The following is a 16,517-nucleotide window of genomic DNA, read 5'->3' on the forward strand; positions in this document are numbered from 1 at the left end:
GCTCCAACGTAAAGCTCTCCCAAACCCTCGGAAATCGCTCAGTTCTGCAGCGAGGCGCCGAGCAGGATGATGCCCGTGCAGATGACGAGCAGCGCGCCGAGGATCTCGATGCCGTTGCCAACCCAAACCGAAAGTCTCGAGCCCTTGCCGGTGAAACGCACGGCGGTGCCTTTCGCGAAGACCGCGATGATCGCGAGCAGCGAGACGGTCAGCGCCGTGCCGATCGACATGGCGAGGACCGATAGCAGGCCGCCGAGATAGAGCCCGTTCAGCATCGAAAAGGTCATGACAAGGAGCGCGCCGGAGCAGGGACGCAGCCCGACGGCGACAATGGCAGACCAGGCCTCGCGGGCACTGAACTTTTCGTTCGACAGCATCTTCGGATCGGGAAGATGGGCGTGGCCGCATGTTTCGCAGTACGCGCCATTGCCCGTCGTATGGGCTGGATCATAGCATTGATAGCCGCCGGCGGCGGGCATAGCGGCGCTGCTGCGCGCAAAACCTCTTGCCGAATCCGTGCCCGTAGCGGCTCCCTCGAACAGCGAGAGGCTGATTGGCCCGGCCGACGTCGCAAGCTGCATTTCCTGACGCTGCGCCCGGCTTTGCATCATCGCCCGCAGCTTACGGAACAAGAGCCAGCTGCCGAACAGGATGACCATGACGAAGCTTGTGATCTCCATGGCATTAGTCGCCATCGTCATGGTGATGCCAGACCCGCGCAGGACGAAATAGGCGGCGCCGACAACAAGGACGGCGACGAGGCCCTGGATGAGCGCGGAGACGAAGGAGATGCCGATGCCGCGTTTCAGCTCGATCTCATTAGCGACCATGTAGGAGGAAATAACGGCCTTGCCGTGGCCCGGCCCGGCGGCATGGAAGATGCCATAGGCGAAGGAGAGGCCGATCAGCGTCCAGAGCTGCCAGGGGTCCTGGCGCATGGCCTCGATCGACTTGGTGAGCGCACGATAGAAGGCCTGCTGCTCGTAATTCACATAGAGAAAGATTGGCGCCAGCGGGCCGCCCATCGGCTGGAAGCTCGGCTCGGCGGTGCCGATGCCGAGCGGTGAGCCAGCGGCATGGGCAAAACCGGCTGCCGCCAAAAGGGCGATAGCTACGGCTGGCACAAGCGTCCTTAGCCTCGAAATCAGCATTGCACATCTATCCGCGTTGCAAAGAGTTTCGACATGGTCGTTCCCGTCGGATCGTTGAAGAAGGCATCCGTCAATGTCGACCTGTTTTCGGCGATGACTTCATCCGGATTGGGCCGGACGACCTTATGCGTGCAGCTTTTGAAGGCATCGCCCTCCGTCACCAATTCATTGTCGCTCGGGAAATCGATCGAGGTATAGAGTGTCGGGTCGTAGATGCCGAAGCTCAGCTTGTTGCCCTTGGCGAGCGGCATCGGCTCGGCCGGTTTGACGGCGAAGAACATCAGGAGCTGGCCATCGCGGAAGTCGACATTGATGATATCGGGCTTGTCCACCTTGATCGTTTTGCCATTGAGCGTCAGATTCGCATAATAGTCGTAATCGGCCAATGACTCGCGCACCGTCTTGCCGACTTCTTTCAGCTCGTCAGGGTCGAGCTTCAGATTGGTGTTCTTGTCGAAATCCATAAGGACGGAGGAAGAGAACACCTCGTCGAAGCGCCAGACGTTGCGCAGCTCCTGCACATTGCCATCCGCGCCGGCGAGCACTTCCAGACGGGCTTCCACGAAAATATGCGGATGCGCCGATGCTATGGCCGGCGCAAGCAACAGGCCGCCGGTCATGGCAACGGCGTGGATGATCGTGGATTTTCTCATGCGTCCGATGTGTTTCGTGAGCATTGATTCACTTCGTTTTCTGGTCAGGAAATGAGACGGAATTGGGACCGGCGGCCAACCTTGCCCGTTCAGCCGTTCTTGCGGAACCAGTTGTGCAGGTAGTCCACAAAGATGCGCACCTTGGCCGGGAGGTAGCGGCGGTGCGGGTAGACGGCATAGATGCCGCGGTCCGTCGGCAGGTAGTCATTGAACAGCGTCAGCAACTGTCCGCTTTCGATCGCCTTACGGCCGATGAAATCCGGGACGATGGCAACGCCGAGATCGGCGAGCGCTGCGCGCAGCGTCGCATGCGGGCTATTGACCTCGAGCGTGCCGTTGATGGCGACGTTGAAGGTCGTGCTGTCGGCATCAACGAACCGAATAGTGCCTTGCGATCGGGTGTTGGTGTCGATGATGAAGGGAATGCGCGCAAGGTCAGTCGGATGTTCCAGCGTCGGATAACGATCGAGGAACGCTTGCGTCGCGCAGAGATGGACGCGGAAATCGGAAATCTTGCGGGCAATCATGCCGGAGTCTTCGAGTTTGGTGATGCGCACGGCGACATCGAAGCCTTCCTCGATCAGGTCCACGAAGCGGTCGTCGGCAGCGATTTCCAGCGCAAGATCGGGATTCTCCTTGGCGAAGTCGATTAGCGATTGCCCGACATCGGCATCGACGAAGGTGCGCGGCACGGAAACCCGCAGCCGACCTTTAAGTTGCTGGTTGTTCTCACGCACGAGATCGGCGAGATTGTCGATCTCCTTCAGGATGTCGGAGGCGGTACGATAATAGGTATGGCCGGCCTCCGTCATGGAGAATTGACGCGTGGTGCGGTTCAACAGCAGCGCGCCGAGCTCGTCTTCCAATTCCCGGACATATTTCGACAAGAGCGCCTTGGAGCGGCCGGTCTTGCGCGCGGCTGCCGAAAATCCCTCGGCCTCGACCACGTCGATGAAGGCGCGAATCCGGGTCAAAGTGTCCATGGTGAAGCCTCCCGCTAACTGTTTCCGGATGTTGAACAAAATGCTTCGATTTGTTCAATTATTTTTTTCAGGCATGGGAGAAAAATTTTCTTGATTATGTCGGCGAATATCCCTATTTCGAGGTCAGCCCAAAGTCGCACGTGCCCGTGGGTGTCCGCCGATCCTCGATGTGGTGAGAAAATCGGTAAGGTACCTGGAATTAACCCCTCCAGTCGCTATTCCGGCCAACCGGAAAATGCGAGGACATCTGAAGCAACGACGGTGCGGGCCTTTTTGTTCTCTCCCGGCTTTCCATCAGCCGGGGTTACTGAAGAGGCACACCTTCATTGCCGGAAGTGCGGTTGGGATATTCCCTCCAATCCATGGCAGACAAAGCGAATTAGCGCCGCTTGCGGCACTGGTTCATCATCCGCGCTTCGCGCATTTGCACGGTACCGGGGTCTCCACCGGCTGGTTCCTGAGCGAGTGAGCGTCGCCCTTTGTCCTCTGGGTTTTCCCCGGAGCCTTTGGAATTTGAAAGGGAATTGACATGACCACGCAACGTATTCGCGATTTCCTCGCTGCCCGACGTCCGGACGGTCCTTGCCTGGTGGTCGATCTCGATGTCGTCCGGGACAATTTTCACGCCTTCCGTCATGCCATGCCGGACAGCGCCATCTATTATGCCGTCAAGGCCAATCCGGCTCCGGAAGTGCTGCGCCTGCTCGCAAGCCTCGGCTCCAACTTCGATTGCGCGTCCGTCGCCGAAATCGAAATGGCGCTCGATGCCGGCGCGACCGCTCAGCGTATCTCCTACGGCAACACCATCAAAAAGGAGCGCGATATCGCCCGTGCGCATGCACTCGGTATCAACCTCTTCGCCGTTGACAGCCATGAGGAAGTCGAGAAGATCTCGCGTGCCGCACCCGGCGCCCGCGTGTTCTGCCGTGTCCTGACGGATGGCGAAGGCGCGGAATGGCCGCTGTCGCGCAAGTTCGGCTGCGTCCCGCAGATGGCCGTCGACGTTCTTGTCTACGCACATCAGCTGGGCCTGGAATCCTATGGCGTGTCTTTCCATGTCGGCTCGCAGATGACCAAGGTCGATGCCTGGGACGACGCTCTTGCCGATGCCAAGCGTGTTTTCGTTTCGCTCGCCAAGCAGGGCATTCACCTGCAGATGGTCAACATGGGCGGCGGGTTCCCGACCAAGTATCTGCGCGACGTTCCCTCGGCCGAAGCTTATGGCAAGGCGATCTTTGCGTCTCTGCGCGCCCATTTCGGCAATCAGATTCCGCACACGATCATCGAGCCGGGCCGCGGCATGGTCGGCAATGCCGGCGTGATCAAGGCTGAAGTCGTCCTGATTTCCAAGAAGTCGGACAACGATGCCGCTCGCTGGGTTTTCCTTGACATCGGCAAGTTCGGCGGTCTCGCCGAAACCATGGACGAGGCGATCCGCTATCCGATCCGCACGACGCGCGACGGCGACGAGATGGAACCGTGCGTTATTGCCGGTCCGACCTGCGATTCGGCTGACGTGCTTTATGAGAAGAACCTCTATCCGCTGCCGGTGTCGCTCACCATCGGTGACGAGGTTCTGATCGAAGGCACCGGCGCCTATACCACGACCTACTCGGCTGTGGCGTTCAACGGCTTCGATCCGTTGAAGGCCTACATTATCTGAGGTCCGGCAGGGATCTGAAGTTCGACAAAGCTGCCCCCGTAGCCAGCCGGGGCGGCACCCTCACAATAGTTCGTCACCACCGCTGATAACGGTATTGGGCACGGGAGGCCGAGATGGCCGCTGTTCTTGATTCTGTCCGCGCATTCTTTGCGCCATCCACATTCACTCTCGACCTGGAAAACGCAGGCGATGTCGTTGCGCGCGAAAACCTGCTGGATCGCGCCATGGGTCCCGACCGCCGCAAGAAGTCGTCGGAAAGGCTGCGCCAGGGCCGTGTACCGGCCGAAGGTCTGGCACTCGTCGCGCGCGATCGCGCCGGCCATGTCATCGGCACGGTCCGCCTCTGGAACGTCGAAGCCGGCGTCGATCGCGAGACGCGCCCGGTCGATGCGCTGCTGCTCGGCCCGCTGGCAATCGATCCCGCCTATGAAGGCAAGGGCATCGGCTCGGCGCTGATGCGCGCCGCCATCCTGGAAGCCAAGAAGCGCGGCCATGGCGCGATCCTGCTCGTCGGCGATGCGCCTTACTACGAGCGTTTCGGCTTCTTTGCCGCAAAGACGCGCCATCTCGTCATGCCGGGTCCGTTCCAGCGCGAGCGCTTCCTGGCCCTCGAGCTCAAGGAAGGCTGGCTCGACAGCGCCGCCGGCATGATCGTCGCCAGCGGCCGCAAACTGGCCCAGCCGCCGATAGCAAAGGCTGCATAAAGAGAACGAGCAGTTCTGAAGCATAAAAGGCCTTCGCCTCTTCGAGCGGTAGGGGAATCGCATAGAGCTGAAAACGCAGCTGCCCCTTCTCCCCAGCGGGGAGAAGGTGCCGCCAGGCGGATGAGGGGGTGTCCGCCAAGGCTACGAAAATCCAAGAATTCAAATCGATAGCCCCTCATCCGACCCTTCGGGCCACCTTCTCCCCGCCGGGGAGAAGGAGTTTTTCGGTGCTCATCCGCCCATATGCGATACCCCTTGCTTCGATCGGAGGCCTTATTATTTCGCAGCCTTCACGCTGTCCTTCGCCGGATCGTATCCATCCGTCAGCGTTTTCAGGAAGGCGACGATATCGGCGATCTCGGTGTCGTTGAGCGCTGGGGCATCGCCGGGCTTGCGGTTCATCGGGGCGTCGATGACATCGATATTCGCCCGATACTGCGCTGGCAAATCATCATATTTCAGCACCTTGCCGCTCGCATCCTTCGGATAGATCTCATCCGGGTTGGTATCGCGCTTGACATAGAAACGGGTCACATCCTCAAGGCTCCGATAGACGCCATTGTGGAAGAAGACATGGCGGGCCGCGACATTGCGCAGCGTCGGCGTCTTGAACAGCCCGCAATTCTGCGGCTGGGCGGAATAGGTGTCGTTGCGCAGCGGGCCGCAAATGCCGGTGTCGTAGTAATGCGCATCGGCATTGGCCGGAATGGCCGGATTGCGCGGTGCGGCGAGTGCCTCGAACTCGAAATCGGTAAAGTTGGGCATCTGCCCGTCGCCGGTCATCTTATCGAGATGGCAGGAGGCGCAATTGCCCTTGTTCGCATCGTCGAAGAGCTTCAGACCCCGCGCTTCTGCATCCGTCAGCACTGCCTTGCCGCGCAGATAGTAGTCGTACTTGCTGGTATAGGGATGAAAGGAGTTTTCCTCGATCTGATAGCGGGCGAGCGCGAAGCCGATCTCGGAGATCGTCATGTCCCGATCGCTGAGGATATTGTCGCCGAACAGCGCTGAAATCTCCTTGCCGTAACCCTTCTTGAGCTTGGCATAGACGGTGGCCGCATCGGCATTCGCCATTTCGAAGGGCGAGATCATTGGCTGCAGGGCTTGTTCTTCCAGCGAATCGACACGCCCATCCCAGAACATGCCGCCCTGCGGCACGAGATTGGCGGTCGCCGCATCTGCCTTGACGACGGCCTGTGCCGTCATCGGGCCGGCGACGGCGGCCGGAGCATTGGCCAGAGCCACGCCCGACGCTTCGGTCATCGGCGATGCTTCCGCCGCTTCGTCGGCAGCGCTCTCTTCTCCGATCGAAAAGGATGGCGTCGACATCTTGTAGGCGAGGCTCGGCACTGCGCGGATACCCGGCTGATCGAGATGCGGGCCACCGAGCTGGACGGCACGGTCGTTGGCCGGCGCGTAGTGGTTGGCCGGATCGTGACAGCTGGCGCAGGACATCTGGCCGCCGCCCGAGAGTGACGGATCGAAGAACAGCTTCTTGCCGAGTTGCGCCACCGCGCTCAGCGGCGCCTGGTCATCATAGCCATCGGTTGCCGAAGCACCGGCGGCCGGTTCGTTTGCCATGCCTGCAGCCGCACCCGCAAGCGACAGGCCCGCGAGTGCGATGAGCGGCAGGAGACGGCGGTAGGTCAGGGGCATTTCCGTCTCCCTTCTGGATTTACGATGCCTGGTTGCCGGTCTTTGGATCGAGGATCAGCTTCGGCGCGTCACCTTTGGACCAGTCGAACATGGTGTTCAGCGAGCCCGAGAGCACATCGAAGGAGCCGCCGCCGAGGCGGGCGCCGCCCATCCAGTTATCCTCGATGAAGCGCATGACGGAGGTCTGGTCCGTCAGCGTATGGTCGACGAAGTTGACCTTGGCGTAAGGCGAGATGACGAGCAACGGCTGACGGGTGCCATAGCCGCAGCGTCCCTGCGCCGGCTGGCCGTTGACGCCGGGCAGCGGCGTGCCGGTGGAACAGCTGTCGCCGCTCAGCACGTCATAGCCTTTGACGGGGATTTTCGATGGATTGACAACCGCATGGGCATGGTCATACCAGCCGTCGGAATCGTCGTAGAGAATGATGATGGCGGTGTCTTTCCAATCCGGCGAATTCTGCACGGTGTTGACCACCTGTGTGACGAATTCCTGCTCGTCGAGCGGATCGGAATAGCCGGCATGGCCGTCCTGATAGGCCGGTGCCTTCAGGAAGCTGACGGCGGGCATATTGCCGTTCTTCAGGGCCGCGTAGAAATCCGTCATGTCGTACTGGTGATTTGCCGCATCGGTCGTGCCGATCGTTGCCACCGAAGACGGACGCGCATGTGTCGGGTTGGCCGTTGAGGCGTAATACTGGAACGGCTGGTGATGCGGGATGTAGTCGGTGTAGTTGACCTTGGTGATGGTCGACGTGGTCGCGCGCTTGCAGCCGGTCGTGCCGTCCAGGTTGGTCTGCGAGAGGTCGAAGCCGCCCTCGAAGAAGCCCCAGGTGATCTTGTGCTCGTTCAACATGTCGCCGATGTTCTTGCCGTACATCAGCGCCGTCTGGCCGACCGAACAGACGTCGCCCGTCGGATCGAAATCGCTGATCGCGGTCCAGCCGCCATTGCCGTCGGGCACGATGCGGCCCTTGGAATAGGTGCCGTCGCTTTCCAGCGTATAGCCGGGCGGCAGGATGGCGCCATTGGTCTGGCCGGAGATCAGGTTCAGCGCGCCGGGGGTCGAGGGGCCGAAATTGGTGGAGAAGGAATTGTCGTTCAGCGCATAATGCTGAGCATAATTCCAAAGGGCCGTGACGGTGTTACCGTCGTAATAGCCCATGACCTGACCCTTGGTGCCGAAGGCGCCGGCAGCACCCTTGGTGCCCTTGCCGGTATTGGCGGGGAAGAGGTCCATGGCGAAGTTGTTGTAGGCGGCCTGTTCGGCGGTATAGCCATGGTTCTGCGACTGGGTTGCCGCCTGCGTGCGGTCGAGCCGGAAGGGGGCTGCCGCATCGGCGCCGTTTGCCGTGTTGGTCTTGTTCGGATTGTTGTCCAGAAGGCCGGCATTGGCGAGCGTATTGATATCGGTCGGCGTGTTGTCGGCGGCCTTGAACGCCGGTTCGCCATCGACGTTCGCTGCCTTGGGGTAGGTCGCGAAATAATGGTCGAAGGAGACATTTTCCTGGAAGATCACGACGAGATGCTTGATGGGGGTCGCGGTATTCGGCGCCGGCGCCATATCGGCGGCACCGGCGGCGGAACAGAGCAATACAAGGGTAAGCGCGCTGCCGGCTGCAAGGGCGGCGCGACGTGAGAGACTGGTCATCGTCATATCCTCTTCGAGTGGGGGCATTGCTCCGGCGCATTTGCGCCACGCCGGGCATAGAGAACCCTTTCGAGCTATCAATGGAGCATGACAGTTCCATGAAGGGTAAGGGAGCGTTTCCGGTGCTACCTTATGTCACGGACTGGTGGCGGGGTGTTTCCTCACCCGCCCTCGTGCTTCGAGACAGCCCTTCGGGCCTCCTCAGCATGAGGGCTGATCTGCGTGCCTCGCCACGGAACTTGCTCCGCCTCATGGTTAGGTGCAGCGGAAGAGCACCGAAAACGACGATGCCTCGAACCACGAGGTGGCCACAGTCCCAGGCGAAATCAGATATTCTGATCCATCGTCTCGGCCGGGATCTCGTCGGCGCGATGGATACGGACAACTACAGCCGGTACGCCTGCGACCGTGCAATGCGGCGGTACGGGTTTGACGACGACGCTGCCAGCGGCAACCTTGCTGAAGGCGCCGACCTCGATATTGCCGAGGATTTTGGCGCCGGCGCCGATCATCACGCCGTGGCGGATCTTCGGATGACGGTCGCCGCTCTCCTTGCCGGTGCCGCCGAGCGTCACATTCTGAAGGATGGACACTTCATCCTCGATAACGGCGGTTTCGCCGATGACGATGCCGGAGCCGTGGTCGAGCATGATCGACGTGCCGATCTTCGCAGCCGGATGGATATCCGGGCCGAAGACGAGAGAAACGAGATTGGAGAGCCAGCTGGCGATTTCCTTGCGGCCTTCCGCCCAGAGCGCATGAGCGATGCGGTGCGTCTGCAGGGCATGGAAGCCCTTCAGATTGAGAAGCGCATGCAGATAGGTGGTGCAGGCGGGGTCGCGGGTTCGCACCGCGACAAGATCCGCTTCCGTTGCCTGCAGGATGACGGGATATCGCTTGAGTACATCGGACAGCAGCGAAAGCATGTCACCATGCTCGATCCTGACGACGCAGAGCCGGGCGGCGAGAATGTTGGCAAGGCTTTCGGCATTGGAGTTTCCGTCAAGCAACTGCGCTCGCAGCAGCGACGCAAGAGTCGGTTCGCGCGCCGCCAGTTCCGCGGCTTCGCAACGGATCACGTCCCAGACATTTTCGGCTGGGGCAGGCGCATTTCCGGCGATTGCCGTTCCTGACTGAGGCATGATCCCGTCTCTCTGTATCTCATTGTTTTCACGCAATTCCGGACGGAAAACCGCTGCGCACTTTTCCTGGAATTGCTTTAACCGGAAATGTCCACAACGCCGCAGTCGCCGGCTTCGGAGGCGAAGGCGAGCAGCTTGCCGGACTTGCTCCAGCTCATCGATGTGATCGCACCCTTGCCGGGCCGGCGCAAGAGCGCTTCCTTGGCGTCGCCGATGCGGACCGCAAGGATCATGCCGTCGATGAAGCCGATGGCGAGAATATCCTCGACGGGATGAAATTTCACGGAAGTCGCCATGATGTTCGCGCGCGTGCCGAGCTCGAGCGGCGCCTTGCCCATCGGGCCGTCCTTGCCCTGGAAGGGCCAGACGATCGCCGCGGGCGCGCCCGAAGAGGCCAGCCACTTGCCCTTGTTGGACCAGGAGAGCGACTTCACCTTGGCGGGATAGCCTGTCATGCGCATATGACGGGCCTCGGCGCCGGGCTTCGTGTCCATCTTCCAGCCGTGCAGGGCGTTTTCCTGCATTGTGGTGACGATGAACTGGCCATCCGGCGAGAAGGTGACGCTTGTATGAGCACCCTTCCATTCCAGGTTGATCGGCTGTGCGCTCATGCCGACCCAGTGCAGGGATACGCCATTATAGCGGGCAACGGCGATGCGCAGGCCCTTGGGTGCAAAGGCAATGCCTTCGACGGTGCGTTCCTCCGGAAACTCTTTCGTCGTCCCATCGGAGAGCCGTACGAAGGTACTCTTGCCATAGGAATAGGCGACGGAGCCCTGCGGGCCGGCTGCAAGCTGACTGATCCATTTGCGCGGCGCTTCTGCGAGCACCGTCGTGCTGCCGTCGGCTGCGATCCTCTGAACCTTGCCGTCCTCGCCGCCGGAAATCAGGCTTTCGCTATAGGGATCGCGGATGCAGGTCAGCATCCCCTGATGGGCTTCGGTAACCTTCTCGCCACCTTCGAGGCGGTGGATCGCGCCGGCGGCGCTGGCGAAGAAGGGGGTGTCACCTAAAAATTCGACGGCCAGAACGTGGCCGTCGATATCAAGCGGAGCAACAGTCGGCATCAGGCAGACGCCTCACACGCCTTGAAGCTGGCTTCCAGCTTTTCGCGGTCGAGCTCGCGGCCGATGAAGACGAGGCGGCTTTCATGCTTCTCGCCGTCCTTCCAGGGGCGCTGATGATCGCCTTCGATGATCATGTGCACGCCCTGAACGACGTAGCGCTCCGGATCGTCCTTGAAAGCGATGATCCCCTTGAGGCGCAGGATATTCGGGCCTTGCGTCTGCGTGACCTTCTGGATCCAGGGGAAGAAGCGCTCCGGGTTCATCTCGCCGCCACGCAGCGAAACCGACTGCACGGTGACGTCGTGGATCGGCGACAGGCCGTGGTGATGATGGTCGTGATCGTGGTGGTGATGATCATGATCGTGGTCATGGTGGTGGTGATCGTGATCATGGTCGTGATGGTGATGATCGCAATCCGGGCCGCAGACGTGATCCTCGTGGCCATGCTCGAGGAAATGCGGATCGTTTTCCAGCGCGCGTTCCAGATTGAAGGCGCCCTGGTTCAGCACCCGGGCGAGCTCCACGCCGGAGCGGGTCGTCTTGTAGACGCGGGCAGCCGGGTTGATGGCGCGGACGATGTCCTCGATCTGTGCGAGCTCTTCCGGAGAGACGAGATCGGACTTGTTGATGACGACGACGTCGGCAAAGGCGATCTGATCTTCAGCCTCGCGGCTGTCCTTCAGGCGCAGCGGCAGATGCTTGGCGTCGACGAGCGCTACGACGGCGTCGAGTTCCGTCTTAGTGCGGACGTCGTCGTCCATGAAAAAGGTCTGGGCGACCGGAACCGGATCGGCAAGGCCTGTCGTTTCGACGATGATGCCGTCGAAGCGGCCGGGGCGGCGCATCAGGCCTTCGACGACGCGGATGAGGTCGCCGCGCACTGTGCAGCAAACGCAGCCATTGTTCATTTCGTAGATTTCTTCGTCCGACTCGACGATGAGATCATTGTCGATGCCGATCTCGCCGAATTCGTTGACGATGACGGCGTATTTCTTGCCGTGGTTTTCCGAAAGGATGCGGTTGAGCAGCGTCGTCTTGCCGGCACCGAGATAGCCGGTGAGAACGGTGACGGGAACGGGCTTTTGCGTGGCTGTTTCGGTCATGGGAGCCTCGAAATATGAAAGGTTGCCCCGGGGAGCAGACATTGGTCGGGTTCCATATAAGGAGTTGGCGACGCCAGTTCAAAGGCTTTTATATGTTATAAGATCACATTGGGTTGCGGGCAGGCGGATTGACCCTGCGCTTAAGTCAGGGTCGTCGCATCGAATTTATTGATATCCTCAAGCAGTTCGACGAGACCTTTGACGGCATGCGCAATCAATCGCTCCCCTTTTTCCGCCGTGGCCACGGCCGCGTTGCCGACCACACCCTGGCTGCTCAGATCGGACATTTTCCAGCCGAAGGCGTGAGGTCCATAGGCGCGCAGATGCTTGAAGCCCTTGATGAACTCCGATTGTCGTGACGGGAAGTTTGCCGCCTTCGACATGTCAACCTTCTCCGGATGGAGAGCGAGCATCACCGATGTCTCGATATCGCCGCCGTGAATGTCGATGGCTTTGTCATCCGGCGCAATCAGCCCATCCGGCATGCCGAAACGCGTCCAGCTGGTGGCGACCGCCAGCATGTCGAAGCGCACGCGCGCTTCCGTTGCGACGATGGTCATCAGCGGCGAGTTGCCGCCATGAGCATTCAGCATGACGAATTTGCGGATGCCGAGATTGTTCATCTGCTCAGCAATGCCGAGCCAGCGCCGAACAGCTTCGTCGAAGGTCAATGTCTTTGTGCCGGCGACATCCATATGTTCGATGGAATAGCCAACCGGCTCGACGGGCAGGAAGGTGACGGGCAGATTTGCCGGCAAGGCAACCTTGAGGCGTGAGACGATTCCGTCGGCGATGAGTGCGTCGGTTTCGAATGGCAAATGCGGGCCGTGTTGCTCATAGGCGCCAAGTGGCAGCACCGCGATCCATTTTGTTCGCTCTTCGGGTGTCAATGTTTCATCATTGTCATCGAAACATGGCAAAGGATGCACCATCTGAGGGTGTGCCTCTTGTTTATGTCAGTAACCTGCGCAATGTCATAGCGTGATGACTTCGCGGCGAAAAGGTCAACGGAATCACGATGGGCAAAAAGAACAAGGTCGGGAAGAAAAGTAAGTCAGGTAAGAAGAAGGATCACCGGGACTACACGCTTGCCGATCTGTCGCCGGCATTGACGCAGGCGGCGCGGTCCATGCGCACGGTGATGACGCGCAGCCTGACGGCGAGCGGCCTCTATGCCGGACAGGACGGTGTCATTCTTGCTCTGGCGGCAAGCGATGGTCTTCCGGCCGGTACGTTGGCCCAAAAGCTCGGCGTCAAGGCGCCGACGATGACGCGCACGATCGGCCGCATGGAGGCGCAAGGCTTCGTCGAACGGCGGCCAGATGCGGACGATGCCCGTCTGACCAAGGTCTATCTGACCGAAGCAGGGCGAAACAGCGTCAGCGAAATCGAAAGTTCGGCTGCCAGCTGCGATGAGCTTGCTACCCGTGGCTTCTCGGAAAAAGATATTCGTTCACTCGTGCGCCTGCTCAAAACGATCGAGCATAATCTTCAGGCGGCCGATGGCGACGAGGATGATGACGAATTCTGAGAATCCTCAAGAATTCGTGTTGCGCGGCGTGATTAAAGCTTTTAATTAAAGATTTTAAATTCCGGAATCGTAAAACGAACGGGATATGTTACGGCTGCGTTTCACGGGGAGGGCGCGCGTGGCGCAAAAGATAAAGCTTTCTACGATTGCGGAAACGCTGGGCATTTCAACGGCAACGGTATCTCTGGCCTTACGCGACAGCCCATTGGTTGCGGTCAACACGCGCGAGAAGATCAAGGATCAGGCCCGCGCGTTGGGCTATATCTACAATCGCCGCGCGGCGAGCCTCAGGACATCGCGATCTGGCATCATCGGTGTCGTTGTTCATGACATCATGAACCCTTTCTACGGGGAAATCCTGAAGGCAATCGAAAGCGAGCTCGACCGAAGCCGTCACACCTTCATCCTTTCCAATCACTATGATTCGGTCGAAAAGCAGCGGACCTTCATCGAGACGCTGCTGCAGCTCGGCGGTGACGGTGTCATCATGTCGCCGGCGATAGGAACGCCGCCGGAGGATTTCGAGCTGGCGGAAGAAAACGGCATGCCGGCCATTCTGGTGGCACGACAGATCGAAGCGCTGGATCTGCCGACCTTTCGTGGTGACGACAGTTACGGCATCTCGCTTGCAACCAACCATCTGATCAGCCTTGGCCACCGCTCCATTGCCATGATCGGGGGCACCGATCAGACCTCGACGGGGCGCGACCGTTACCAGGGCTATGTGAATGCGCTGCGCAAGGCGGGCATCGAGGTCGACCCCAATCTGCGCATTCCCGGCGCACGCTCCAAGCAGGGCGGCTTTGAGGCGGCGGTGCACTTCCTGTCGTTGCCGCAGAAGCCGACGGCGGCCGTCTGCTGGAACGATCTGGTTGCCATCGGTCTCATGAACGGCATTTCGCGCGCCGGCCTCGTCCCGGGGCGGGACATTTCCGTCACCGGCTATGACGATCTGGAGGAGGCGGCGATCGCAACGCCGGCGCTGACCACCGTCTGGAACGGTCAGGCCGAGGTCGGAAGGCTTGCAGCGCGCGCGCTTTTGGATAGGCTGGCGGGAAGCCATGAGCCGGACGGTATTCATCTGATCAAGCCGGAAATGCGCATCCGCCAATCGACGGCGCCTTATAAAGCTCGCTAGCAGCGGTTCGGCGCCGAACTGTCTCTCAAGAGGAAAGATCCATGTCCGATAATCGCATCGCCGTCCTCGTTCCGGGGAAGATACACCCGCGTGTCCTCGAAAGGCTCGGGAAGCAGTTCGATATCGTTTCCGTCGAACGCGATGGCGGTCCGAAGATCGATGCGGAAACCGCAGCCCGCATCCGCGGCGTTGCCGTTGCAGGCAGCTTCGATGCGAGCTGGATCGATGCCTTTCCGAATGTCGAAGTCATTGCCAATTTCGGCGTCGGCTATGATGGCGTCGACGTCAAGCACGCAGCCTCCAAGGGCATCGTCGTCACCAACACGCCTGATGTCCTGAATGATGAGGTCGCCGATACTGCGATCGCCCTGCTGTTGAACACGCTGCGGCAATTTCCGAAGGCGGAGACTTGGCTGCGCGAGGGGCGCTGGGTCAAGGAAGGGGCTTTTCCGCTCTCGCCCTTTTCGATGAAGGGACGCCGCATCGGCATCAACGGTCTCGGTCGCATCGGCCTGGAAATCGCAAGAAGGCTGGAGCCGTTCAAGGTGAAGATCGGCTATCACACCCGCACGCCGCGTGATTCGCTGCCCTATGACTACTATCCGACGCTGAAGGAGATGGCGCAGTCGGTGGATACGCTGATTTCCATCGTGCCGAAGACGCCTGAGACGCACAAGGTCATCAATGCCGAGATCCTGTCGGCGCTCGGGCCGCAGGGCGTGTTCATCAATGTCGGCCGCGGCTGGTCCGTCGATGATGATGCGCTGATAACAGCCCTCGGCAACGGTACGCTGGGCGCTGCCGGCCTGGATGTCTTCTACGACGAACCGAATGTCCCGGCCGGATATCTCTCGCTGCCGAATGTTTCCCTGCTACCGCATGTGGCCTCGGCCTCGGCGCCGACGCGCGATGCCATGGCCGATCTCGTCGTCGACAATATCATCGAATGGTTCGCCAAAGGTGAGCCTATGACGCCGGTGCCGGAAACGCCGGTCAAGCCGCGCGGCTGATCATATGGCTTTTTGCGGATACGGAGCGACCGCTGGCCGCTCCTTGCCAGCCGCATAATCGCGCACGGCATCGCCGAAGGCGGTGAAGAGCTTCAGCGACGGCGAATCTGTTTCGGCCCAATATTCCGGATGCCATTGTACGCCGACGGCAAAGGCCTTGGCGCCGATGACGGAAACGGCCTCGATCGTACCATCCTCGGCCAGCGCTTCCACCTGCAGTCTCGGCGCGGTATCGGCGATCGCCTGGCGATGCAGCGAATTGACACGCACTTCACCCGGCCCGACGACGCGGGCGATGCAGGAGCCTTCCTTGACGAAGACGCTCTGGCGGATGGAATACATCGTATCGCGATCGACATTCGGCGGCTTGCGATGGTCCCAGATGCCCGGCTGGTCCTGGATTTCGCTGGCCAGCGTGCCGCCAAGCGCGACGTTCAGTTCCTGAATGCCGCGGCAGATGGCGAGCATCGGAATGGCGCGATCGATGGCGCGGCGGATGAGCGGCAGCGAAGTCGCGTCGCGCGCCGGATCGAAAGGACCGTCGCTTTCAAGCGCTTCCTTTCCATAGAGCGATGGATGCACATTGGTTGCGGAGCCGGAAACGAGCAGCCCGTCCACCCGGTCGAGAATGGCGTCCGCATCGTTGCCATCCTCAAGCGCGGGAACGATCAGCGCCATCAACCCAGCCGCTTTGACCGCTGCGCGGACATATTGCAGCTGCACCGCATGCCAGCTGGTGCCGTCGAACTCGCGGATATCGGCGGGAATGGCAATGATCGGTCTGGGCATGCAAGGCTCCGAAGGCTGCAGACATTTTTTCATTGGACCTCTGGACGATCATGATGTCGATCCGAGGGCGGATTTACGCCTTACGAACTTACGCGAATACGGCCCGGCCGGCAACGCGCAGAGGTTTTCGCAAGGCTTTGTTCAGGCTCGTTACGCCGATGTACAGGAATCGCCATAATGCGGTGCAAGAGCAAACTTGAAAGACCGGGTGCGGCATGGTTAGTTCCATCGCTTGCGCCGTGACGGGGGACGCGCCGTTCCCCAGCAATGCCGTCCGTA

The 16,517-nt window shown here is 60.4% G+C and carries 15 protein-coding genes; 5 read left to right on the forward strand and 10 right to left on the reverse strand.

The genetic code is table 11. The annotated features are described in order from the left end of the window. Nucleotides 1–38 precede the first annotated feature (38 nt). The 3 genes from FBZ97_RS00690 to FBZ97_RS00700 all read right to left on the reverse strand — a co-directional run bounded on the left by FBZ97_RS00690 (nt 39) and on the right by FBZ97_RS00700 (nt 2,787). Complete coding sequence (locus tag FBZ97_RS00690) at nt 39–1,151, reverse strand: nickel/cobalt transporter (protein ID WP_145315996.1); 1,113 nt, start codon at nt 1,149–1,151, stop codon at nt 39–41. Next, complete coding sequence (locus FBZ97_RS00695; RefSeq protein WP_173002426.1) at nt 1,145–1,804, reverse strand: DUF1007 family protein; 660 nt, start codon at nt 1,802–1,804, stop codon at nt 1,145–1,147. Before FBZ97_RS00695 ends, FBZ97_RS00690 begins: the two co-directional genes overlap by 7 nt. Nucleotides 1,805–1,893: 89 nt before the next feature. Beyond that, nucleotides 1,894–2,787 carry a LysR family transcriptional regulator gene (locus FBZ97_RS00700; protein ID WP_113330541.1) on the reverse strand — a complete coding sequence of 298 codons (894 nt, stop codon included), beginning with the start codon at nt 2,785–2,787 and terminating at the stop codon, nt 1,894–1,896. 529 nt (nt 2,788–3,316) lie between these two features. Between FBZ97_RS00700 and odc2 the strand changes: the two genes are divergently transcribed. Both odc2 and FBZ97_RS00710 read left to right on the forward strand, forming a co-directional pair. Beyond that, the gene (gene odc2, locus FBZ97_RS00705; protein WP_112421581.1) at nt 3,317–4,450 is read left to right on the forward strand and encodes an ornithine/lysine decarboxylase; all 1,134 of its coding nucleotides are present in this window, start codon (nt 3,317–3,319) and stop codon (nt 4,448–4,450) included. A gap of 113 nt (nt 4,451–4,563) precedes the next feature. Next, complete coding sequence (locus FBZ97_RS00710; protein WP_145315998.1) at nt 4,564–5,154, forward strand: N-acetyltransferase; 591 nt, start codon at nt 4,564–4,566, stop codon at nt 5,152–5,154. Between the two features lie 276 nt (nt 5,155–5,430). On the opposite strand, the gene FBZ97_RS00715 is transcribed toward FBZ97_RS00710, so the two are convergent. The 6 genes from FBZ97_RS00715 to FBZ97_RS00740 all read right to left on the reverse strand — a co-directional run bounded on the left by FBZ97_RS00715 (nt 5,431) and on the right by FBZ97_RS00740 (nt 12,702). Further along, nucleotides 5,431–6,810, reverse strand: coding sequence for a cytochrome c peroxidase (locus tag FBZ97_RS00715; protein ID WP_145316000.1), 1,380 nt, complete (start codon nt 6,808–6,810; stop codon nt 5,431–5,433). A gap of 19 nt (nt 6,811–6,829) precedes the next feature. After that, entirely contained in the window at nt 6,830–8,458 is a 1,629-nt protein-coding gene (locus FBZ97_RS00720) for an alkaline phosphatase family protein (protein ID WP_145316002.1), read from the reverse strand. A gap of 326 nt (nt 8,459–8,784) precedes the next feature. Then, nucleotides 8,785–9,600, reverse strand: a complete 816-nt coding sequence (cysE, locus tag FBZ97_RS00725; protein WP_145316004.1) for a serine O-acetyltransferase — start codon at nt 9,598–9,600, stop codon at nt 8,785–8,787. A 77-nt stretch (nt 9,601–9,677) separates the two neighbouring features. After that, nucleotides 9,678–10,667: a WD40 repeat domain-containing protein gene (locus FBZ97_RS00730; protein WP_113330537.1), complete on the reverse strand. Its 990-nt coding sequence runs from the start codon at nt 10,665–10,667 to the stop codon at nt 9,678–9,680. Beyond that, on the reverse strand, nt 10,667–11,770 hold the full coding sequence (locus FBZ97_RS00735) for a GTP-binding protein (RefSeq protein WP_145316006.1): 1,104 nt from the start codon (nt 11,768–11,770) through the stop codon (nt 10,667–10,669). Before FBZ97_RS00735 ends, FBZ97_RS00730 begins: the two co-directional genes overlap by 1 nt. A gap of 140 nt (nt 11,771–11,910) precedes the next feature. Further along, on the reverse strand, nt 11,911–12,702 hold the full coding sequence (locus tag FBZ97_RS00740) for a creatininase family protein (RefSeq protein WP_145316008.1): 792 nt from the start codon (nt 12,700–12,702) through the stop codon (nt 11,911–11,913). Between the two features lie 86 nt (nt 12,703–12,788). Between FBZ97_RS00740 and FBZ97_RS00745 the strand changes: the two genes are divergently transcribed. The 3 genes from FBZ97_RS00745 to FBZ97_RS00755 all read left to right on the forward strand — a co-directional run bounded on the left by FBZ97_RS00745 (nt 12,789) and on the right by FBZ97_RS00755 (nt 15,449). Beyond that, on the forward strand, nt 12,789–13,301 hold the full coding sequence (locus FBZ97_RS00745) for a MarR family winged helix-turn-helix transcriptional regulator (protein ID WP_113354942.1): 513 nt from the start codon (nt 12,789–12,791) through the stop codon (nt 13,299–13,301). A gap of 118 nt (nt 13,302–13,419) precedes the next feature. Further along, nucleotides 13,420–14,439, forward strand: coding sequence for a LacI family DNA-binding transcriptional regulator (locus FBZ97_RS00750; RefSeq protein ID WP_069613309.1), 1,020 nt, complete (start codon nt 13,420–13,422; stop codon nt 14,437–14,439). Between the two features lie 41 nt (nt 14,440–14,480). Next, on the forward strand, nt 14,481–15,449 hold the full coding sequence (locus tag FBZ97_RS00755; RefSeq protein WP_113330533.1) for a 2-hydroxyacid dehydrogenase: 969 nt from the start codon (nt 14,481–14,483) through the stop codon (nt 15,447–15,449). Here the strand turns inward: FBZ97_RS00755 and FBZ97_RS00760 are convergent, their stop codons facing one another. Then, nucleotides 15,450–16,238, reverse strand: a complete 789-nt coding sequence (locus FBZ97_RS00760; RefSeq protein ID WP_113395297.1) for a gamma-glutamyl-gamma-aminobutyrate hydrolase family protein — start codon at nt 16,236–16,238, stop codon at nt 15,450–15,452. Nucleotides 16,239–16,517: the final 279 nt, after the last annotated feature.

It is taken from the genome of Rhizobium sp. ERR 942 (assembly GCF_007828395.1).
Lineage (GTDB): Bacteria > Pseudomonadota > Alphaproteobacteria > Rhizobiales > Rhizobiaceae > Rhizobium > Rhizobium dioscoreae.